General features: G+C 65.9%; 18 protein-coding genes. 8 read left to right on the plus strand and 10 right to left on the minus strand.

Features of this window, described 5'->3' with window-relative positions; genetic code table 11:
• Nucleotides 1–95: 95 nt before the first annotated feature.
• Nucleotides 96–1,106 (minus strand): LysR family transcriptional regulator, encoded by a 1,011-nt coding sequence (locus AB0L58_RS13250; RefSeq protein WP_364385988.1) that lies wholly within the window; start codon nt 1,104–1,106, stop codon nt 96–98.
• A 65-nt stretch (nt 1,107–1,171) separates the two neighbouring features.
• Between AB0L58_RS13250 and AB0L58_RS13255 the strand changes: the two genes are divergently transcribed.
• The 3 genes from AB0L58_RS13255 to AB0L58_RS13265 are packed head-to-tail and all read left to right on the plus strand — an operon-like array spanning nt 1,172 to nt 4,349.
• Nucleotides 1,172–2,326: an acyl-CoA dehydrogenase family protein gene (locus AB0L58_RS13255; RefSeq protein ID WP_364385991.1), complete on the plus strand. Its 1,155-nt coding sequence runs from the start codon at nt 1,172–1,174 to the stop codon at nt 2,324–2,326.
• 35 nt (nt 2,327–2,361) lie between these two features.
• Nucleotides 2,362–3,525, plus strand: a complete 1,164-nt coding sequence (locus tag AB0L58_RS13260) for a CaiB/BaiF CoA-transferase family protein (protein ID WP_364385994.1) — start codon at nt 2,362–2,364, stop codon at nt 3,523–3,525.
• Entirely contained in the window at nt 3,522–4,349 is an 828-nt protein-coding gene (locus AB0L58_RS13265) for a mesaconyl-C4 CoA hydratase (protein WP_364385997.1), read from the plus strand. The genes AB0L58_RS13260 and AB0L58_RS13265 overlap by 4 nt, the downstream gene beginning before the upstream one ends.
• Nucleotides 4,350–4,455: 106 nt before the next feature.
• On the opposite strand, the gene AB0L58_RS13270 is transcribed toward AB0L58_RS13265, so the two are convergent.
• Complete coding sequence (locus AB0L58_RS13270; RefSeq protein ID WP_364386000.1) at nt 4,456–4,791, minus strand: Lsr2 family protein; 336 nt, start codon at nt 4,789–4,791, stop codon at nt 4,456–4,458.
• Nucleotides 4,792–5,218: 427 nt separating this feature from the next.
• Between AB0L58_RS13270 and AB0L58_RS13275 the strand changes: the two genes are divergently transcribed.
• Entirely contained in the window at nt 5,219–6,031 is an 813-nt protein-coding gene (locus tag AB0L58_RS13275; protein ID WP_364386003.1) for a ParA family protein, read from the plus strand.
• A 115-nt stretch (nt 6,032–6,146) separates the two neighbouring features.
• Nucleotides 6,147–7,517: an FAD-dependent monooxygenase gene (locus AB0L58_RS13280; protein ID WP_364386006.1), complete on the plus strand. Its 1,371-nt coding sequence runs from the start codon at nt 6,147–6,149 to the stop codon at nt 7,515–7,517.
• Nucleotides 7,518–7,582: 65 nt separating this feature from the next.
• Here AB0L58_RS13280 and AB0L58_RS13285 read toward each other — a convergent pair whose 3' ends face one another.
• Complete coding sequence (locus AB0L58_RS13285; protein WP_364386009.1) at nt 7,583–8,479, minus strand: alpha/beta hydrolase; 897 nt, start codon at nt 8,477–8,479, stop codon at nt 7,583–7,585.
• A 95-nt stretch (nt 8,480–8,574) separates the two neighbouring features.
• Here AB0L58_RS13285 and AB0L58_RS13290 point away from each other — a divergent pair, with 95 nt between their 5' ends.
• Complete coding sequence (locus tag AB0L58_RS13290; protein ID WP_364386012.1) at nt 8,575–9,609, plus strand: helix-turn-helix domain-containing protein; 1,035 nt, start codon at nt 8,575–8,577, stop codon at nt 9,607–9,609.
• Between the two features lie 124 nt (nt 9,610–9,733).
• Nucleotides 9,734–10,699, plus strand: coding sequence for a serine/threonine-protein kinase (locus AB0L58_RS13295; RefSeq protein ID WP_364386015.1), 966 nt, complete (start codon nt 9,734–9,736; stop codon nt 10,697–10,699).
• A gap of 17 nt (nt 10,700–10,716) precedes the next feature.
• Here AB0L58_RS13295 and AB0L58_RS13300 read toward each other — a convergent pair whose 3' ends face one another.
• The 6 genes from AB0L58_RS13300 to AB0L58_RS13325 form a co-directional block, all read right to left on the minus strand.
• Complete coding sequence (locus AB0L58_RS13300; protein ID WP_364386018.1) at nt 10,717–11,616, minus strand: alpha/beta hydrolase; 900 nt, start codon at nt 11,614–11,616, stop codon at nt 10,717–10,719.
• Between the two features lie 30 nt (nt 11,617–11,646).
• The gene (locus tag AB0L58_RS13305; RefSeq protein ID WP_364386021.1) at nt 11,647–12,561 is read right to left on the minus strand and encodes an undecaprenyl-diphosphate phosphatase; all 915 of its coding nucleotides are present in this window, start codon (nt 12,559–12,561) and stop codon (nt 11,647–11,649) included.
• 607 nt (nt 12,562–13,168) lie between these two features.
• On the minus strand, nt 13,169–14,764 hold the full coding sequence (locus AB0L58_RS13310; RefSeq protein ID WP_364386024.1) for a serine/threonine-protein kinase: 1,596 nt from the start codon (nt 14,762–14,764) through the stop codon (nt 13,169–13,171).
• Between the two features lie 118 nt (nt 14,765–14,882).
• A complete protein-coding gene (locus tag AB0L58_RS13315) occupies nt 14,883–16,310 on the minus strand; it encodes an aspartate ammonia-lyase (protein WP_364386027.1) in 1,428 nt (475 codons plus the stop codon).
• Nucleotides 16,311–16,322: 12 nt separating this feature from the next.
• Entirely contained in the window at nt 16,323–17,375 is a 1,053-nt protein-coding gene (locus tag AB0L58_RS13320) for an asparaginase (protein WP_364386030.1), read from the minus strand.
• On the minus strand, nt 17,372–18,841 hold the full coding sequence (locus tag AB0L58_RS13325; RefSeq protein ID WP_364386033.1) for an amino acid permease: 1,470 nt from the start codon (nt 18,839–18,841) through the stop codon (nt 17,372–17,374). Before AB0L58_RS13325 ends, AB0L58_RS13320 begins: the two co-directional genes overlap by 4 nt.
• 111 nt (nt 18,842–18,952) lie before the next feature.
• Here AB0L58_RS13325 and AB0L58_RS13330 point away from each other — a divergent pair, with 111 nt between their 5' ends.
• A complete protein-coding gene (locus AB0L58_RS13330) occupies nt 18,953–19,630 on the plus strand; it encodes a FadR/GntR family transcriptional regulator (protein ID WP_364386036.1) in 678 nt (225 codons plus the stop codon).
• Nucleotides 19,631–19,643: 13 nt separating this feature from the next.
• Here AB0L58_RS13330 and AB0L58_RS13335 read toward each other — a convergent pair whose 3' ends face one another.
• On the minus strand, nt 19,644–20,873 hold the full coding sequence (locus tag AB0L58_RS13335; RefSeq protein WP_364386038.1) for a helix-turn-helix domain-containing protein: 1,230 nt from the start codon (nt 20,871–20,873) through the stop codon (nt 19,644–19,646).
• Nucleotides 20,874–21,104: the final 231 nt, after the last annotated feature.

Genomic DNA, 21,104 nt, shown 5'->3' on the forward strand with positions numbered 1-21,104 from the left:
GGAAAATAGAAAAATTTGATGCCCGTATTTCCGGACGTCATACGACGCTGGTCCCGGACCTGATGGCGCACCGGAAGGACCCGGTCGAAATCAAGTCAATCGGCAGCGATTCCACTGCGGTCGACGAGCCGGGCCGACGGCCAGCGCCCCTCGGTCACGCCGCTACGCACCTGGCGAATCAGTTCGGCCGCAACGACTTCGGCGGCAGCGGGTACCCGACCGGTGCGCGGCATGCCGAGGACGATCAGTCGCCACACCTCCGGTTCGCACAGCGGGGCGGCGCTGAGCGTCCCATTCGCGACATCGTCGGCGATGCCGACGCCGGGCAGGATCGTCCAGCCGTGGCCGCCGAGCACGAGTAGTTTCTGCAGACGCAATGAATTGGTCTGGACGGTCACCTGGAAACTCACCTCCGTCTGCGCGGCTGCGCCATCGATGAGTGCCCGCAGCGCATGCCCCGGTGCAGGCATCACCATGGGATGGGTAGCGACCTCGTCCAACGTGATGGGACGGTCGGCATGCAGGTCGTCGCTGGGTGGTGCAACCACCCAGAGCCGTTCCCGCGCAAGCGGTTCGACATTGAGTGACGGTGTGCTGGTCAGGTTGTACAGCAGGCTCAGATCGAGATCGCCGTCGTCGAGCCAGCGCTGCAAATGTCCGGAATAGCCGGTGAGCACACGCAATTCGATACCGGGATGATCGTGGGCCAGCGCCGAAACCAGGGACTCGGCCAGTAGGTCGGCAGCGCTCTCCAACAAGCCGACGGTGATCACCCCGGTGACGACGCCGGGTGCCGGGCGGAGCTCGGCGCGGGCGCGATCCAGTTCGTGTAGCGCCCGCCGCGCCCGCTCGACCATGACGGTGCCGGCCTCGGTCGGGCGCATGCCCTGCCGGGTGCGCTCGAACAGTGCGACACCGAGCTCCTGCTCGAGCATGCGGATCTGCCGGGTGACGGCCGGCTGGACCAGATGCAGCAACTCCGCCGCTTTGGTGACGCTGCCGACCTCGGCCACCGTGACCATGGCCTTCAACTGCTTGAAGTCCATCCGCACCTCCTGTACATCGCGAACCGGCATGGTGATATCAGAACTCGGCATTTCACTCATGTCGGTATTAGCTCTCATGATGGTAGTGCCGTGCGCGTATCGCCGAAGGCCGAGAGGAAGTGGTCATGGACGAGCTCAACGAGGAAGAAACCGCGATCGTCGCGGTGGTGCGCGAATTCGTGGATCGGGAGGTCAAACCGGTCGCGCAGGAACTCGACCATACGAATGCCTATCCGGAGAAGCTGATCGACCAGATGAAGCAGCTCGGGATTTACGGGCTGGCCATCCCGGAACCGTGGGGCGAAGCCAAGGTGTCGACACCGTGCTACGCCGCCGTCACCGAAGAGCTCGCGCGCGGCTGGATGAGCCTGGCGGGGGCGATGGGCGGACATACTGTAGTCGCAAAACTGTTGCTGGACTACGGAACTCAGGAGCAAAAGGACAGCTATCTGCCCCGGATGGCTACCGGCGAGCTGCGTGCGACCATGGCGCTGACCGAACCGGGCGGTGGATCGGATCTGCAGGCGATGCGAACGACCGCCCGTCGGGTGGGCGCGGACTACGTTGTCAACGGGTCCAAGACCTGGATCAGCAATGCCCGCCGGTCGGATCTGGTCGCACTGCTGTGCAAGACCGATCCGGCCGCGGAACCCGCGCATCGGGGGATCAGCATTCTGCTGGTGGAAAAGGGGCCCGGATTCACCGTGTCGCGCGACCTGCCCAAACTCGGCTACAAGGGTGTCGAGAGCTGCGAGCTCTCCTTCAGCGATATGCGGGTGCCCGCGTCGGCGCTGCTCGGGGGAGTCGAGGGGGCGGGATTCGCGCAGATGATGCGCGGTCTGGAGGTCGGGCGGATCCAAGTCGCGGCCCGCGCGCTCGGTGTCGGCCAGGCCGCGCTGACGGATTCGATTCGGTATGCGCAGCAGCGGGAAAGCTTCGGCAAACCCATCTGGCAGCACCAGTCCGTGGGCAACTACCTGGCCGATATGGCGACGAAACTCACCGCCGCCCGCCAGTTGGTGCACTATGCGGCGCGTCGCTACGACTCGGGTGAGCGTGCCGATATGGAGGCCGGGATGGCGAAACTGTTCGCCTCCGAGACCGCCATGGAGATCGCGCTGAATGCCGTGCGCGTGCACGGCGGCTACGGGTATTCGACCGAATTCGATGTGGAACGCTATTTCCGCGACGCACCGCTGATGATCGTCGGCGAGGGCACCAACGAGATTCAGCGCGGTGTGATCGCTCGCCAGCTGATCAGCCGCAATCGGATCAATTGACTTTGTCCGGCACCGACTTTCCCGGAAGGCACCGCATGCGCCGCCCTCTCGAAGACATCACCGTCGTCGCGGTCGAACAGGCCGTCGCGGCGCCGTTCGCCACCCGTCAGCTCGCGGACCTCGGCGCCAGGGTGATCAAGATCGAACGCCATGGTGGCGGCGATTTCGCCCGCGGCTACGACCGAACCGTCTACGGCGAGTCGAGCTATTTCGTATGGCTCAACCGGGGCAAGGAGAGCGTCGAACTCGACGTCAAAGACCCGGCCGACCGTCGGCTGCTCGATGCGATGATCGCCGGGGCCGATGTATTCGTGCAGAACCTGGTCCCCGGTGCGGCCGAACGGCTCGCACTCGACGCCGAGACGCTGCGCGCTACCCGACCAGAGCTGATCCACTGCTCGATCTCCGGTTATGGACCCACCGGCCCGTACCGGTCGAAGAAGGCCTACGACTTGTTGTTGCAGTGCGAAACCGGGCTGGTAATGGCAACAGGTACATCGGACGTGCCTGCCAAGGCAGGATTCTCGATCGCCGATATCGCCACCGGCATGTATGCCTACAGCGGCATTCTCACCGCGCTCTACGACCGGGCGCGCACCGGTGCCGGCGCGAGTCTGCATGTCGCGATGATCGATGCGCTCGGGGAGTGGATGAGCCAGCCCGTCTACTTCTCCCGCTACGGTGACGAACCGCCGCGTCGCACCGCGGCGAAACATCCGTCTATTTCGCCATACGGCCCCTATCGCACCGCCGACGGAACCGTATTCCTCGGTATCCAGAACCAGCGCGAGTGGGCCGCGCTGTGCGAGGCGGTGCTGCGACGCACCGACCTGACCGCGGATCCGCGGTTCGCGACCAATACCGATCGAGTGCAACACGACCGCGAGTTGACCGAGCTGCTCGAGCAGGCGTTTGCCGCATCCGGCACCGACGAGGTCATCGAGCTGCTGGAACGAGCCGGTATCGCGAACGCGCGGCTGCGTACACCAGCCGAATTCACCGAGCACCCGCAGCTCGCGGCCCGCGATCGCTGGCGACCGGTGGACACACCCGGTGGGATGATGCGGGCACTGCTTCCGCCGGTGGTGGGGGACTGGGAACCGGCGATGGGAGCGGTGCCCCGGCTGGGACAGCACACTGCGGCCCTGCGCACGGAATTCACACCGGCAGAACATGTTTCGAAGGAGACGCGGGCATGAGCGAAGTGTTCGAACGCACCGAAGTGCTGGTGCCCGGTCCGGCGGAGGCGCTGAGCGGGCTGCTCGGTGTCCCCGTGCCCGATCTCGCGGCGGGACTTCCGCTGCTGTGGCACTGGATCTATCTGCTCGAACGCCCCGCACAGGCGGATCTGGGGCCCGATGGTCATCCGATTCGCAACACCGTTCCGGAGCCGCCGGGGCCCGGTCGACGCCGGATGTGGGCCGGTGGCAGCGTGCGCACCCGCGGGGCGCTGATATGTGGCGAACCGGCGACGAAGCGAACGAAAGTGCTGTCCACAGCGGAGAAACAAGGGCGCACCGGTGCGCTGACCTTCCTCGTTGTCGGCCATCAGATTCTGCAGGGTGACCGGATCGTCGTAGACGAACGGCAGGATATCGTCTATCGCGACGCTGTCGAGCCGAGCGGACGATCCGGCGAACCGGAACCGGTCCTGGACCCGAAAGTCCCACCCGCCGAGGATGAATGGGCCATCGACACGTCGCCGACCCTGCTGTTCCGATACTCCGCGCTCACCTACAACGGCCACCGCATCCACTACGACCGCGACTACGCCCGAGATGTCGAGGGCTATCCGGGTCTGCTCGTGCACGGGCCGTTGCAGGCGCTGGCCATGGCCGAGGCGGCTCGGGCGGTGCACCGATACACCGGTGACCAGGTCTTCGACTATCGACTCCGGTCACCGCTGTTCGACTACCAAGGGCTGGTTGTCTCGGCGACTCGGCGTGACGGTGTGCTGGTGACCGTCGCACGGGATGGTTTCGGACGGCAAACCGCCACCGGAACATTGCATCCCGCCGACTGACGATGCCCGGTCGACCCCGCACCGGTATCGCTCGCGAATCCCTCGATTCGCTGGCAGTGCTCCGATGAGCGGTGCGGGGCCTCCCTCTCCGGCGTCGCGAACGCGGTCAGGCGTTGGCCTTCTCGTACGCCTGGGCTACTTCTGCCGAAATCCGTCCGCGGGCCGATACCGCGATGCCTTTCGCGCGGGCCCAGTCGCGGATGGCGACGGTGCGGGCGCGATCGTTCGCCGTGCGCGAGGCGTGGCTCTTACCCCGGGATGCGCGGCCGACTTTGCGAGCGCTCGAGGTCCAGGGCTCGAAGATGTCGCGCAGCTGGCCGGCATTGTGGGTGGATAGGTCGATTTCGTATTCGACGCCGTCGAGGGCGAAGGCCACTGTTTCCTCGGCAGGGGATTTGCCATCGTAGTCATCGACGAGCGTCACAACGACCTTGCGTGCCATGGGCATTCCTTTTCGTGGGTGGACAGCGGGCAAAGGATCGTGAGCAGAGGATGGTGATCATAACGAGCGTCCGGACAACGATCGAAGCTGCCCCGAATCGGCGATCACGAACCGGTTCGCGGATGTCCTCGCGGTTGTGCCAGTTGGGCATGGGTTTCCGGCGGTGACGGACAAACCACCCGAACCGGATGGACGCACCCCGGGATTCGTTCCAGGCGATACGGTTTCGACCAAGCGGTCGGTTCAGTGAATTGTCAGCGATCCGCACTCTGATCCCAGATATGCGAGGAATCATCCGTGTTTGTTGCTCGATTCCGAGGGTGACCGGCTAGCCTGGCGACATGGTGGCAAACGACCTGCGGCGAGTTGACCTGCCTGGCAATCGGAGTGGCTCAGGGATGGGTACGAGCCGAAGCGTTCGAGAATCGTGAGTGCGGTCGAAGTCGCCGAACGCTCGGCGCCCCGCAGTGAAGCGCAGATCATCGCTCTGTGCAATCAGAAAGGCGGCGTCGGCAAGACCACCTCGACCATCAACCTGGGCGCCGCGCTCGCGGAATGCGGGCGGCGGGTGCTGCTGGTCGACCTCGATCCGCAGGGGGCGTTGTCCGCGGGTTTGGGCGCGGTGCTGAACGACTTGCGATCGACGGTATACGACCTGCTCGGGGGATCCGCATCGGTGATCGACGAGGTGCTGATGAAAACTCGCGTCGACAACGTCGATCTCCTACCGAGCAATATCGACCTGTCCGCGGCCGAGATTCGGTTGGTGCACGAGGTCGGCCGGGAACATTCGCTGCGGCGGGCACTCGACCCGATCCGGGACCGCTACGACTACATACTCATCGACTGTCAGCCATCGTTGAGCCTGCTCACCGTGAACGCGCTGGCCTGCGCGGACGGCGTGATCATCCCGATGGAGTGCGAGTTCTTCTCGCTGCGTGGGGTCGCGCTGCTCACCGACACCATGGACAAGGTCCGGGACCGGCTGAATCCGCGGCTGAGCCTGTTAGGCATCGTGGTCACGATGTTCGATCAGCGCCTGCTGCATTCGCGTCAGGTATTGGCCAGGGTTACCGAGGTTTTCGGCGACCAGGTCTACGACACGGTGATTTCGCGGACGGTCCGCTTTCCCGACGCAACTGTTGCCGGTGAACCCATCACCACCTGGGCACCCCGATCCGCCGGCGCCGAGCAATACCGGGCCTTGGCCCGCGAGGTCATCCAGCGATCCGGCCGCTGACGCCGCAGCTGCGAGGTGCACGACCATGCCGCATCGGGGTAGGGTCGGCTGCTCGGCCGGTGATCGACCGATTTCGGACGGCGCCGGCGCCGTCGCACCCGACGAGGAGGACCCGGTGAGTCAGAGGGGTGCCCGCCGCGCCGGTGACCATGCGGTGGTACTCGGTGGCGGAATCGCGGGTCTGTTCGCGGCTCGTATTCTGGCTGACCACTATGCGGCGGTGACCGTCATCGAGCGAGATCGGTTGTCGGCGGCGGAAGCCAAACGCCGTGGCACCCCGCAATCGCGGCATTCGCACGGCCTGCTGATGCGCGCGGCGGATATCGCCGAATCGCGGTTTCCGGGCCTGATCGACGAGTTGATCACCGATGGCGCGAAGGCCGTCAGCGCATTCGACGATTTCCGTGCGATTTTCTTCGGAAACGTCCTGCACCGCGCCGATTTGGGCAGAACGTCCGTCGCCGCCAGCCGACCGTTTCTGGAATCCCATGTGCGTGTGCGCGTATCCGCGCTGCCGACTGTGACGATATGCGATGACGTGGTCGTAGCCGGCCTGGTCGCCGCCGAGACCGGCGTCGGCGGAGTTCAGGTGCTGCGCCGGGAGGCCAACGGCGAACCGGAATCTATCCATGCCGATCTGGTGGTCGATGCGATGGGTCGGGGTTCGCGCGCCGGTGTCTGGCTCGAGTTGCTGGGGTACCCGCGGCCACGCGAAGATCAAGTGCCGGTCGATATCGGCTACGCCACTTGCCATTTCCGGCTGCCGCTGGATGCCGTCGGCGGTGATCGGATCGTGCTGGTCGGCCCGATGCCGAGCCGGCCGCGTGGGTTCGGATTCGCGGCACAGGAAGGGGACTCGTGGGTGCTCTCGGCGTTCGGCGTCGGGAAGGACAATCACCCCCCGGCGAGTCCCGACGCGCTGCTCGACTACGCCGCGGAGTTCGCCCCCGACGATGTCGCTGCCGTGCTGCGCCGGTCGAGTCCAGTCGACGACATTGCGACCTACCGGTTCCGAACAGCGGTCTGGCGCCGATACGAACTGCTGGACCGTGTTCCGGGCGGAATACTGTCGATCGGCGATGCGGTGTGCAGCTTCAATCCGATCTACGGCAGCGGAATGACCGTCGCGGCCATCGCGGCCGACCTACTCGATGAGGTACTCCAGCAGGGGACCGACGATCTGCCACGCCGCTACTATCGCCGCATCGGCCGTATGCTGCGCACCCCATGGTGGTTGACGAAGGTCAGCGATATGACGATGCCCCCGGTCGCGCTCGGGTCACCAGCGGTGAAATCACTTGCGCATTCGGGTTTGAACCGGATGTTCCGGGCCGCCGCGGACGATCGGGCGACAGCGGCAAAATTCCTCGATGTGCTGAATATGACGAAATCCCCACTGCACATGTTCGATCCACGCGTCGCCGCCGCGACGATAGGACTGCGGCGCATTCGTGGACGCCGGTCGTCGCCGACCTCGGCTGGGTGACGCGACGAAAAATATCGCGTGACATGCCGAGGCCGGACGACGCGGCCCGCTCGGCCGCGATCACCTCACTCGGCCAAGGCGCGGCGCAGCGCTCCCGCCAGTTCGGCATTCTGCCGCTGTGACACCTCGGCCGACAGAATCGCCTGCGAGCCATGGAATGTGCCCGGCCACTGGTGCAACTCGACCGGCACCCCGGCCGCCATCAGGCGCAGTGCGTAATCGATATCCTCGTCGCGATTCGGGCAGAACTCCGCAGCGGCGATGTAGGCGGGTGGCAGCCCGGACAGATCGGTCGCACGCGCCGGGGCGGAGTACGGCGTGGCAGGCATGGCGCCCAGATAGTGCCCCCACATTTGCGCGACCTTGTCGCGAGTCACGAACGGCGTATCGGTGAAATTCCGCTGCGACCAGGTCTGCTGCCGGTCATCGAGCCCGGCCTGGTGGAGCAGTTGGAAACGGATCGGCGGCCCCTGCTCGTCGCGCGCCCGCAATGCCACTGCGGCCGCGAGGCCGGCGCCGGCGCTGTGGCCACCGATCGCGATGCGCGTCGGGTCGATGCCGAGTTCGGATGCGTGCTCGGCGGTCCAGATCAGCACCGCGTAGATGTCATCGTGCGCGGCGGGGAAAGGATTTTCCGGGGCAAGGCGGTAACCCACCGAGATGACGGTCGCGCCGGAGCCGTTGGCCAGCATGGTGGCCCACGGGTGTTCGGTGTCGAGATCACCCATCACGAATCCGCCGCCGTGCAGCCAGACGATTGCGCCCTGGGCATGCTGTGGGCGATAGATCCGCACCGGCACCTCGGGATCGGCCGGGACCGTGCGATTTTCGATCGCCAGGTTCGCGGTATCGGTAACCGGTACCGCGGCGGCCAGTTCGGCGAGCTGTTTACGCGCCGTGGGTGGGTCGGACAGATCGGACGGTGGGAACAGCGAGACGAATGGTTCGAGTTCGGGATCCATGACAGTTATCCTCGCGAGCCGTCACGTGGAGGTCATCCGCCAACTGTCGGGCATTCCGGCCTAGCTCCGCGACGAGCGCCGCATATCCTCGGGACGTGGATGCCTTGGTGGTTCGATTGTCGCAGTTGGATGTCGAAGCGGAAGGCGCGCTGCGCGTCGTGATGTTCTACGACACTCTGATGCGCCGACGGGTGGATCTCCCGGCGCTCGCTCGTGCTTCTGCGGTCCTGGCCGAGTGTGTGACCGGGATTCGGCTGCACGGCACGGGGCGAGTGATCCGATTCGCACCCGACGGGCGGGAAGCGTCGGGGCCGCCGCCGACCGCGTCCACCACGACGCCGATCACCTTGGACGAGGAGGAGATCGGCACGGTGTGGCTGGAACGCACCGACATGTCCCGCTCGCTCGACGAACTGCTGTTGGAGCGGCTCGCCATCGCCGCGGCGGCGGTGGTCGAGCGGTACGGTCCGGCGCGCACGACCATGGCCGACCCCGCCTTGGTCGAGCTGGTTGTCAGCGCCGACAGTGATGAGGCGGCCAGGGCTCGGGCGTTGCGGCTCTTGGGTTTTGCCGCCGACCTGCCGGTGCGCGTTGTGGCCGTCCGGTCGCCGCTTCCGCTCGATCAGGTGGGCGGTCTGATCTGCCCGGCCCGCCCGGTGAAGGCGGCGCCACTGGCCGATGTGGGCGTCATCCTGGCCACCACCGTGGACCCGGACCGCTTTCCGGCGAGCGTACGCGCGGGCATCGGCGCGGCTGATCGGCCCGACCGGTCCTGGCGAGCAGCCCGCACGGCGTTGCGCTTCGCAACCGTGCGCAGCCCGATCGTCCACTACGACGACCTCGGGGCATTGGCGCTGCTCGCCCAGGTACCACCGGATGCCGTGCGCGAGAACGCCGATGTGGCCGCGATCGCTCGAATGGCAAGCAACCCGGAAGATCTCGCGACCCTCGACGCCTACTGTGCCACCGGCTCCCTGCGGCGCGCGGCCGAGCTGCTGCACCTGCACCACAGCAGCGTCGCTCGGCGCCTCGAACAGATCGGAAGGTTGACGGGTATCGATCTCGCCGCGCCGGCCGGGTTGTTGCGGGCAAGGCTCGCGCTCACCGCATGGCGGCTGCTCGACGACTGACGTCGACCACCGTCTGCTGATGCGGCTGTGCGGATCAGTGCCGATCAGGCGTTCGACGTCCGCATTCCCAGCAGCGAGAAGTTTGCGCTCACGATGCCGGGCATCGGCGAACTACGGTGTGGCGGTGGTAGTGGAACCGAATGACCGGTTTGCTGGATTCGTTGTGCAGGCTCAGCTTGGTCATGGCGGTAGCAGTGATGTGTATCTGGCCGAGGATCCGGAACGGGCGCGGCCGGTCTCGCTGAAGATTCTCGGGCCGGAGGACAGCCGGTCACCCGAGGCGCGTGCGCGATTCGTGCACGAGTTCGATATCCTGTCCGTGCTGCGGCATCCCAATGTCGTGCGTATGTACACGCACGGTGAAACCGACGGCAGGCTGTGGTCGGCGCACGAGTACGTGGCCGGTGCGACGGGAGCGAGGTTGGTACCAGCGCCGCACCGAGATCCGGACCTGCGGCGGGTGCTGCATGTGCTGGCTCGGGTCGCGGCGGGGTTGGATTTCGTACACGCCAACGACATAGTCCATCTCGACGTCAAACCGGCGAATCTGTTGGTGGGTTCGGATGAGCCCGCGACGGTGAAACTTTCGGATTTCGACCAGGCCCGCTGGCTGCACCGACCCGAACCACCCTTGGCCACCAACGGTTTCGTCGTCGTCTCGGTGCCATATGCCGCGCCCGAGCTGCTGCAGGCGGGCGCGGTATGCCCGGCGACGGACCAGTACGCGCTGATCTCCACGGCCATCGAACTGCTCACCGGCCGCCCGCCGTTCCCCCGCGGAAATCTCATGGCGACCGCGCAGGCCCATCTGCACGACCCGGCCCCCGATATCTCCGCGCGTCGCCACTGGATCCCATCCGAGGTCGACACGATCGTGCACCGTTCGCTGGCCAAGGATCCGAGCGCCCGCTACGCCACCTGCTCCGAACCCATCGCCCTACTCACCGAGGCCCTGCACGAAGCCGACCCCCGCCCGCACGTTCCATTTCTGAACCGCTTGAACGCTGCGTTCACCCGATCGCCGCTGGGGCGAACGCCCTTCGGGCGCAATGCCTTCGGCCACGATTTCCGCAGGATTGATCGACACTGACGGAATTCGGTCCACAATCATTGTTGGAATGCGAAGTCACGAATGAGTGCCGCGAGTTCGACGGGGCGGTCGCCCTGGACCGAATGTCCGGCGCCGTCGACGATCACGACCCGTGCGCCGGGCTGGCGGCGGAGCAGTTCCGCGACGTCGGCATCGTCGACGACCGGTGAGCGTGCGCCGCGCACGAGCAGCAGGGGTGCCGGTACGGCGGATACGTCGTCCCATAGCGGGGTGAGGTCGAACGAGCCGTCGGCGGTGGGGCGGAGCCGGTCGTAGCGCCAGATCCAGCGGCCGTCGTCCCGTTGGCGCGCATTGTGCAGTACTCCGCGTCGCAGCGACTGGACCGACCGGCTCGGATTGTGTGCGACGGTACGTTCCAGGATCTCTTCGAAGGAGCCGAAGTCGGTGGGGCCACTGACGAATGCGACTATCGCCGCGGTCTTGTGCGGGCTATCGCCGGTACCCGGGGTGACATCCACCACGATCAGGCGGTGCACCAGATCCGGGTGGCGCGCGGCCAGTCGCAGTGCGGTCAACCCGCCGAGGGACATGCCGACCACCGCCCGCGCCTGCGGCGCCACCGATTCGACGGCGATGGCGACCGCATCGGCCAGCCGATGCGGTGTGTACAGATGATCGGGCCACCAATCGGAATGGCCGTGGCCGGGCAGATCGAGCGCGATGAGTGGGCGGTTCAGCGCCAGCGCCACGGTGTCCCAGGTGTGCGCGTTCTGTGCGCCACCGTGCAGGAGCACCAGCTCCGGCTCGCCCTCACCCCAGCGCAGGCCGCTGATATGGCGACCGGAGCCGATGTCTGTCGAGAACCGTTGCACCTGTGGCGGACCGGACCAGGGCAGTCCGGCCTCGGCTGCGTTCTCGGCGAACAGTCCGAATTCGTCATAGGCCGGTGTTGTCATCTGAGATCGAAACCCTGTGTGTCGAAGATTTCAGCTGAAGTGGACGATCGAGAACAGTCCGACGATCAGTGAGTACGTCGCGAACGGTAGCAGGGTCCGAGTTTGGAAGTGCCGCTCCAGGTAGCGCACAGCAAGCCAGGACGATGTTCCGGACACGATGGCACCGACGAGTACCGGCCCGCGGATGCCGTCGGTTTCCGGTCCGAACAGTTCCGGTATTTCCACGATCCCGGCACCCAGGATTGCCGGAGTGGCAAGCAGGAAGGCGAATTTGGCCGCGTGGGTGTGCTCGAGACCGCGCCACAATCCGCCGACCATGGTCAGGCCCGCGCGGCTGAATCCGGTCAGTAGGGCACCGGCTTGGGCGAAACCGATGCCAACGGCGTCGCGCTTCCCGAGGGCGGCCAGCCGCCGGTCGGTTTGGCGGGACGGATGCGATGCGGCGGTGAGGGCGAAACGTCGCCCGTATTCCGCCAGCGTCGGCTCGTTGCGTCGGCGCAGCACCTCGCCGATTACCAGCACGACGCCATTGAGGGTCAGGAAGATGGCCGCGTCGATGGGCCCCTCGAACAGTGCGTGCAGCGGATGCACGAGCAGCGGTCCGAGGATGGCGACCGGAGTGGAGGCGATCACTATCAGCCACGCCAATCGCTGTGGAACGGTTTCGAGCCGCCTGGTGCGCAGTGTTGTGACGAAACCGATGATTATCGCGTACCAGTCGCGCCAGTAATACCCGAGCAACGCAACGGCTGTCGCCACGTGGAGCGCGACCACGAACGCCAGGTAGGGATTGCCCGCGCCGGAGTCGTTCTGGACCAACAACTTCCGCCAATCACCTCCCACCCACGCGGCGATCAGCACGGAGTGACCGAGGCTGGAGATCGGGAACAGCTCGGTGACCCCCTGCACCGCACCGATAACAGTCGCTTCGAGATAGGTGATCATCGCGACGATTCTTGCACGTGCGCGATAGTCCTTCCGGCTGGGAGTAGCTGATGTCGATTTGTCCGAATCCCGGTTGTCGCACCACCTTTCGGGAGTGGCTTCCGCCCGGGCCGCCGCTGCGACATCGTCGGGTGCCGCTCGCCCGACGGCATGCTGTGCCGTCGGCGGCCGGCACGACTGGAGTCCGCTGCGTCGTGCCGGCGGAGCCCGCCGGTGAGATACGGCGCGGAAAGGCCTGCGGTGCTCAGCAATTCGTCGGCGTGTGTCGGGCGAACTTCGTCCACTGGTTCATGGATCGAGGTGTTCTCCGGGAGTGCAGGTTTCGAATTACCGCGGCCCGCAAGGAATGCCGTGACATAGCAGCGCCGCTGGGCGGGAAAAAGACCATGTGGTGGGCATTTGTTGACCTGCCCGGCGACACTGTGTCTCGCCGGGCAGGTCCCTTCCCCGTTCGCTGCGCATACGCCGCCACGTCGCGCAGCGCTGCCATGCTAGCCCAACCGGCCCGTAGCGCTACGTCGCCACGCCGGGGCAGTAGTGATCGAGTGCGGCCGGAACCAGCTGATCCCGTCCGGATCGCGGTTCTCACGGCAGGATCGCCGACTGGTCACCGCACCATGAGCGGCACGTCGTCCCAGGTATCGATGAGCTGATACCAGTCCTGCGCATCCATTTCGACCAGGACACCATATCGACCGAACTTCGCGTCGGTGCCGAAACCGCTCCAGAGGAATTTGTTGCCGGAGTGGGTGAATTCGCTGTCCGGAGTGACCCAGATCGGCAGGAATGACGCGAATCCGCGGTGCAGGGTGTTCGCCTGGTGCCAGTTCACCCCGAATGGCCGTGCATAGAGATAATCGGCGGCTCCCGAGGCGTCACCGAAGTCGTAGACGGACAGGGTGAACGCGTCGCCGGCACAGGTGATGCCGGCCTTACCGACCGGATGCTCGGACCCGGCCACCGGGGTGCAAGCCGTGCCGCGCCAGTCCCTGCGGTTGTCCGGATCGGAAAACACCTTCGGAAAGGCCTGGATGATCGCTCGCTCGCCGTCACTCCAGCCGCCCGGGTTCGGTGTGGTGCCGGTTCCCGGGGGCGGCTCGATACTTTCCGCGACCGCGTTCGTGTGCCCGGTCCGAATCGCATAGGTCACCCCCGCACCGATCATCAGCAGCACGGCGAGTACTGCCGCCGCTACCGCGATGATTCGACCCCGGCCGTGCCGTGGCGGTGTCATCGACCACGCCGCCATTTCCCGGTCCGGCCATGGTGGCCGCGACTGCCGCAGGACGGGCCGCCGATCCGGCTCGGGTTGGGAAAAGTCCGGGTACACAATGGTTTTGGATGACAGAGATATCGCGGCGGGTTTCCCGGACACCGCGGCGCGCACAGTCGACGCGAATTCGCCGCAGCTGTCGAATCGTTGCTCACGATCCTTGGCCATGGCTCGGGCGAGAACCGCATCCAGCTGGACCGGCAGATCTGGCCGGAGCGGGGCCAGCGCGGGCACCGGTGCACCGAGGTGGCCCGCCACCACCTGCCCGGGATTGTCCGCCGCGAACGGTGATCGGCCGACCAACAGCGCGAACAGGGTGCAGGCGAGCGAGTACTGGTCGGCCCGGTGATCGAGGGGCTGACCGGTCAGCTGTTCAGGTGCCGCGAACGCGAGTGTCGCGGTGAAGGTACCGGTTTCGGTGAGCTTGGTGGCCGCGTCGAGCAGTCGTGCGATACCGAAATCGGTCAGTACGGCGCGTTCCTCGCGACCTGCGTCGGGTGCGGCGAGCAGAATATTGGCCGGTTTGATGTCGCGGTGTAGCACACCGTGGGCGTGCGCGTAGTCCAGCGCGGCGGCGGTGTCGGTGACAATCCGCACGGCGCGGTCGCGGGTCATCGACCTGGCATCGAAAGCACCGACGTCGCCGCCTTGGATGTACTGCATGGCGACCCACAGGTAACCGTCGTTGTTGCCGCGGTCGTATATGCCGACGATATTCGGATGCTCCAGTCGCGCAACGATGCCCGCCTCCCGCTCGAACCGCCGACGCAGTTCCGGAACGCCGGACACCTCACGGTTCAACAACTTGAGCGCGACCGATCTGGGCAGCCGAGGATGCCGAGCGAGATAGACCGTCCCCATGCCGCCCTGCCCCAGTACGCCGTCGATCAGGTAGTCCGCGAACGTCGAACCGATACCGGGATGAACCACGATCCCCCTCGTACTGCAGTGGCGATAGCCACGCCAGCATAGCGAGGGTGTCCGAAAAGGCCGATTCGCTATTCGTGACAGGTAACTTCGGCCACTCGATATCGGCCTGCCGCGACAACTACTGTGCCGCAGCAGGTTCGGTTGCCGGGCGGGGCAGTCCGGCGAGGCGGTGCGGTGCAAGTAGGGATTTCACGGTTTCGGCGGGCAGCAGGCCGAGTTCGATGGCGATTTCTTCGACCGGGCGTCCGGTGTGTAAGGCCTGCTTCGCGATTCGTGCACTGGCGGCGTAGCCGATGTGCGGGGTGAGGGCGGTGACGATCCCGATGGAGCCGTGCACGCCCTGTGCGAGGTGGTCGCGGTGCGCGGTGATACCCGCGACGCATCTGGTCGCCAGGGTGTCGATGGCGGCGGTGAGGTGTGCGGTGGTGCGGAGCAGACTGTAGGCGATGATCGGCTCGAAGGCATTGAGCTGGAGTTGGCCCGCCTCGGCGGCCATGGTGACGGTCATATCGTTGCCGACGGCCGCGAAGGCGACCTGGTTGACGACCTCCGGGATGACCGGATTGACTTTGCCGGGCATGATCGATGATCCGGCTTGCACTGGGGGAAGGGAGATTTCCCCCAGACCGGTCGTCGGACCGGAGGACATGAGCCGCAGGTCGTTGCAGATCTTGGACAGTTTGACCGCGACGCGTTTGACGATGCCGGAGATCTGCACGAACGCGCCGCAGTCCTGGGTGGCCTCGATGAGGTCGGCGGCCGGGGTCACCGGAATCCCGGTGATGTCAGCGAGATGGGTGCAGGCCAGTGCCGGATAGTCCGGATGGCCGTTGATCCCGGTGCCGATCGCGGTGCCGCCGAGATTGCATTCGCGCAGCAGGGCGGTGCCCTCGTCGAGGCGGGCGCGGTCCTCGCGCACCATGATTGCGAAGGTGCCGAATTCCTGCCCGAGTGTCATGGGCACGGCATCCTGGAGCTGGGTGCGGCCCATCTTGATGACATCGCCGAATTCGATTGCCTTGCCATCGAATTCGGTTGCCAGTCGACCCAGCGCGGCGATCAGATCGTGGATGTGGTGCACGATGGCGAGTTTCACCGCGGTCGGGTAGACGTCGTTGGTCGACTGGCCCAGATTCACATGGTCGAGCGGGTCCAGTTCGGCGTAGCCGCCGCGGCCGTGGCCGAGCAGCTCCAGCGCACGGTTGGCGATGACCTCGTTGGCGTTCATATTGGTCGAGGTACCGGCCCCGCCCTGGATCGGGTCGATGGGGAACTGGTCGTGCAGTGCGCCACCGCGGATCTCCTCGCAGGACGCGTCGATGGCGTCGGCACGGCGCGTATCGAGCAGCCCGAGATCCCGGTTGGCGCGGCAGGCGGCCTGTTTGACCGCGGCGAGCGCGGTGATCAGAGCCGGGTAATTGCCGATGCGGTCGCCCGTGATGGCGAAATTGTCCAGCGCGCGGGCGGTGTGGGCGCCCCAGTAGGCCGCGCGTGGTACCGCGCGGGTGCCGAGGGAATCGCGTTCGGTACGAGTGCTTTCGGTCATCGGGTTTCCTGTTCAGTTGGGTGTGTGCGGGATCGGCTGTGGCACGGGATGATTCGATAGCTCTCCGAGCAGGTTCGTGGTCATCCACCGGCGCAGCTCGCTACCGGGCAGGCCGCGGTGGACCAGGTAGCCGAGTTTCGCGAGCGCGGCCTCCCTGGTCATATCGCCGCCACTGATGGCACCGGCATCGCGTAGGGCCCGGCCGGGTTGATAGCGGTCCAGATCGACCGCGCCGCTGTCACAGTGGGTGATGACGACCACCGGTGTCCCACGCGAGGTGGCGGCGCGGATTGCCTCGACCGTTGCCGAACCGTGCAGCGGTAGCGTGCCGGAGCCGTAGCACTCGAGCACGAGCCCGCCCCGGTAGTGACGCAGCGCCGCGTGGAGCAGGTCCGGCTGCATTCCGGGAAAGACGGTGAAGAGTCCGACCGGTGGGCTGTCGACATGCGGCCGCGTTTCGGGGAGTCGGGGCGCTGCGGGCGGTGGTGTGCAGTCCCGGACCGTGGTGAAACCGTCGTAGTCGTCGCAGGCCCGTTTACTGGCGCGCACGGCCGGATGCAGCGAATTACCGAAGGCGATGAAGGTTCCCGTAACCGATTGGGCGCCAATGCTGTTCAGTGTGAGCGTGAGATTGCTCCGGGCGTCGCTACCAGGAAGACCCAGCGGGATCTGCGCGCCGGTGAGCGCGACCGGCACATCGACATCGCGTAGCTCGAATGCCATCCGGGCGCCCACATAGGCCATCGTGTCGGTGCCGTGCACGACGACGACCCCGTCCGGCCGGCGCTGCGCAATTCCGGACCGGACCCGTTCGGCGATCCGCCTGGCGGTATCGGGCCCGGCATCGGCACTGTCGATGACCTGCTCGAGTTCGGCATAGTCGAACCGAACCGCGATGCCGTTCTCGCGCTCGAATCGTGCGATGACATCGGTGATTTCGCTACCGAGACCCCGGCGCGGCCGCAGTCCGTCACCGTGATCGACCATCCCGAACGTGCCACCGGTGTAGAGAATATCGACGGTGATCTGCGAAAGATGTCGGGGCGCACTGGCGACCGAGGTCACGGGAGCTCCGCACCGCTGTCGGAGCCCGCTACCGGAGCGAGCACATCCGGATCCAGCCGTCCGCGCACCCGGAACCAACCCGCCACCATCGCCGCGACGACCAGCAGGAATGCCGCCAGTGTGATGCGCCCGATCTCATCGTCGAAGAACATCAGCACAATCACCGCGAGCAAGAAGCCGAGCGTGAGGATATTGAGCACCGGCGCGAAGGGCAGTCGGAAGGCGGGCCTGCGATGGTGCCCTTGCGCGGCTCGGCGGACGAAGATCCAGTGACAGATCATGATCGACGCCCAGGTGCCGACGATGCCGAGTCCGGCCAGGTTCAGCACGATCTCAAAGGCCTTCTGCGGCATGACCAGATTGAGCACCACGCCCGCGATGCCGACCACGCTGGTGATCAGAATGCCGCCGTACGGTGCGCCATTACGGTTGAGGCGCTGGGCGAAACGCGGTGCGGCGCCGGCCACCGCCATCGAGCGCAGGGTGCGCCCGGTCGCGTAGAGCCCGGCGTTCAGGCTCGACATCGCGGCGGTGAGCACCACCAGATTCATGACATCACCGGCGTGCGGAATACCGATCGAACTCATCACGGTGACGAACGGACTTTCGCTGGAGGAGTAGGCCGTCCACGGCAGCAGCAGTGTGAACAGGATGACCGAGCCCGCGTAGAACAGGATGATCCGCCACATGATGGAGTTCACCGCACGCGGCACCACGAGTCTCGGATTGTCGGCCTCGCCCGCCGCGACGCCGATCATCTCGGTGCCGCCGAAGGCGAACACCACACCGAGCGCGATGGTCAGCATCGGCGCCAGACCGCGGGGGAACAGTCCGCCGTTATCAGTGATCGTCTCGATCCCGGGGGTGTGCCCGCCGACCGAGGTGCCGGTGACGATGAATCCGATGGCCAGCGCCATGAATACGACAATGGTGCCGACCTTGACCAGCGCGAACCAGAATTCGAGTTCGCCGAACAGTCGCACCGACATCACATTGAGCGCCACAACGACCGTCAGCGCGATGAGCGCGAGCACCCACTGTGGCACCGGCACGAAGAACGACCAGAAGTGCGCGTACAACGCGACCGCCGTGATGTCGGCGACGAGCGTCGTGGACCAGTTCAGGAAGTACAGCCAGCCCACCGAATACGCGCCGCGTTCACCGAGGAATTCACGGGCATAGGACACGAACGCCCCGGACGAAGGCCGGTACATGACCAGTTCGCCGAGCGCGCGCACCACCATGAACGTGAAGATTCCGCACACGATGTAGACCAGGGCGAGGGAGGGGCCGGCCAGCGACATCCGGCCGCTGGCTCCCAGGAACAGCCCGGTGCCGATCGATCCGCCGATCGCGATCATCTGCATATGGCGCTTGCGCAACCGCTTCTGGTAGCCGAGGTCCCCGATATCGATCCGCGGTGCGGGCGTGGGGGTGGCGATCGACTGGTGGTCGTGGTGTTGCATCGAAAACCTTCCATGGGCCGAATCCAGCCCCTGAGAAGTAAGGCTGTCAGGCTGTAAGACAGGTTGACTGTAATGGGGGTCACAGCGGCTGTCAATGCCATACTGGGTCGCGTGACGGTCGAGGAAGGGTATGTGCAGCGCATCGGTGCCACCGAAGCGGTCTTTCGTCGGCTTAAGAGCCTCATCCAGAGCGACGATTACGCGGTGGGCGATCGCCTGCCCGCGGAGTTGGCACTGGCAAAGCAGTTCGGGGTGAGTCGGCCGGTGGTCCGCGAGGCGCTACATGCCTGTGCCATCCTCGGACTCACCGAAACCCACACCGGCCGAGGCACTTTCATCGTCTCCAAGAACGCCGATACCCAGCCGACCTTCGCGGGTGTCGGCGCCGGTGACCTGATCGAGGCGCGTCGGCTCGTCGAAATACCGGCCGCCGGATTCGCCGCCGAACGCCGCACATCGGAGCAGGTGCACCAGCTGTTCGAAATCCTGGACAAGCTGGCGGCGGCCCCGGATGCCCACGAGTGGGTGCGCTACGACGGCGAATTGCACACCGCGATCGCCGCCGCGAGCGGCAATACGATGCTGACCGCCATGGTCGCCGATACCCGGCGCGCCCTGGACCTGCAATCGGAGTTCTTGAATCTGACGCAGGATCGCCGCACCGATTCCGATCGCGAACACGAGGCCATCGTGCGGGCCATCGAGGCCGGTGCGCCGGAGACCGCGCGTGCGGCGATGGCCGATCACCTGGAGCGAGTCGCCGAAACGGTTGCCCGCATCGGCGCTTGAGCGGCCTAACGGCCTACCGTCGCGGTTCGGCGGGTTGGTGGGTGCGCTGGATGGTCAGTGATGCGGCGAGCAGGCGCGAGTTGTTCGGGTCGGTGGGATCGATGCCGGTGAGTTCGGCGATCCGGCGCAGTCGATAGCTGAAGGTGTTGGGGTGCACGTGAAGTCGTGCGGCCGCGGCTTTGCGGTCGGAGCCGTGGCGCAGATGTGCTTCCAATGCCTCCAGCAGATGCGGGTTGGTCAGCAGTGGGGTGATCCGTTCGGCCAGTCGGTCGCGGGCGTGGCCCGGTCGGGTGAGTTGGTACTCGAGCAGCAGATCGTCGAGTCGGTAGGTCCCGGTCGGGCGGCCGAGCAGGCGTGCGAGCGTGGCGAGTTCGGCGACCTCGGCCGCGGCATCGGGCAGTTCGGTGCGCGGGACCGCCAGGCATTCCGCGAGATGTGCGGCCGCGCCGAACTGTTCGGCCAGATCCGTCGCCAGCCCGACGTAACGGGTCAGCTCGGGTTCCTCGGAATACGCCGGGAGCAAGGCGATTCCGGTGGATCCGTCGAATGTCACCAGGGCGGTGCCATTGCTCATCGTGTCGAGGGTGCGGTGCAGGATCCGTATCCGTCGTCGGGCCAGTAGATCGGCGACGGAGGAGGGCTGGTCTTCGGATGCGATCTGGATGCCGAGCACCGTATATCGGTCACTGAGCGGGGTGTCGGCGCGGGCGGCTTGGTCGTCGGCTGATTGGCCGCGCAGCAGCGCCGAACACAGTTCGCGACGGGCTTCCCGCTCGGCGTTGTAGATGGATTGTTCGACCGCCGTGTAGGTCTCGACGACGATGATATTGATGTGCTTGAGCAGATCGAGCAGTCGGGAGCCGACCTGGACCAGATCGGCCATTTCTTCGGGCGTCGCCAGTGCGGCGGCCTCGGCCAGGACCGACTGCGCCGAACCGTGGATCGCCTCGATCAGGATCGACAGCGGAAAGCGGTCTTCGGCATGGCGCTCGGCAACCGGTGCCACGAAGGTCGCGACTTCGGGGCCGGTGAATTCACGGCGTTCTCCTATGGCCTGCAGGACGGCGCGGCCGCAGGCGTAGATGGCGGGCAGCACCTCCGCGGTGAAATGTCCTTCGGGCAGATCGGGCGCAGTCGCACCGAGGCCATCGGCGAGCATCCGCTCGGAGATCTGCGGCCAACGGGTCAGTAGCCGGGTCACCAAGGGAGCGTCTCGGGTGGCCGAGGTCGTAGCGATTGCCATGGGCCGATTGTTACCGACGACAGTGGTCGGTTCAACGTTTCGGTTTTATCAACCAGAACTTTGTCGTCGAGGACAAAACAGTGCGGAGTTTATTCGTCATGGCGTGTAGTGACGTCGACTAATGAGCCGACCTACATTTCGAATACCGCGTAATCACAATGGCGGCCATCACATTTCGTGCGATCTGTGACCTGTGGCATAGCGACCGGCGTGGGGCGGAACCGATCGGAA

The organism is Nocardia sp. NPDC052112 (assembly GCF_040680135.1).
Classification (GTDB): domain Bacteria; phylum Actinomycetota; class Actinomycetes; order Mycobacteriales; family Mycobacteriaceae; genus Nocardia.

Excerpts from the sequence above, each read along its gene's own strand:
- AB0L58_RS13285 (WP_364386009.1), bottom strand. The coding sequence starts at position 8,479 with ATGGATCCCGAACTCGAACCATTCGTCTCGCTGTTCCCACCGTCCGAT.
- AB0L58_RS13325 (WP_364386033.1), bottom strand. The coding sequence starts at position 18,841 with ATGCAACACCACGACCACCAGTCGATCGCCACCCCCACGCCCGCACCG.
- AB0L58_RS13305 (WP_364386021.1), bottom strand. The coding sequence starts at position 12,561 with ATGATCACCTATCTCGAAGCGACTGTTATCGGTGCGGTGCAGGGGGTC.
- AB0L58_RS13270 (WP_364386000.1), bottom strand. The coding sequence starts at position 4,791 with ATGGCACGCAAGGTCGTTGTGACGCTCGTCGATGACTACGATGGCAAA.
- AB0L58_RS13255 (WP_364385991.1), top strand. The coding sequence starts at position 1,172 with ATGGACGAGCTCAACGAGGAAGAAACCGCGATCGTCGCGGTGGTGCGC.
- AB0L58_RS13265 (WP_364385997.1), top strand. The coding sequence starts at position 3,522 with ATGAGCGAAGTGTTCGAACGCACCGAAGTGCTGGTGCCCGGTCCGGCG.
- AB0L58_RS13260 (WP_364385994.1), top strand. The coding sequence starts at position 2,362 with ATGCGCCGCCCTCTCGAAGACATCACCGTCGTCGCGGTCGAACAGGCC.
- AB0L58_RS13250 (WP_364385988.1), bottom strand. The coding sequence starts at position 1,106 with ATGAGTGAAATGCCGAGTTCTGATATCACCATGCCGGTTCGCGATGTA.
- AB0L58_RS13335 (WP_364386038.1), bottom strand. The coding sequence starts at position 20,873 with ATGGCAATCGCTACGACCTCGGCCACCCGAGACGCTCCCTTGGTGACC.
- AB0L58_RS13300 (WP_364386018.1), bottom strand. The coding sequence starts at position 11,616 with ATGACAACACCGGCCTATGACGAATTCGGACTGTTCGCCGAGAACGCA.
- AB0L58_RS13315 (WP_364386027.1), bottom strand. The coding sequence starts at position 16,310 with ATGACCGAAAGCACTCGTACCGAACGCGATTCCCTCGGCACCCGCGCG.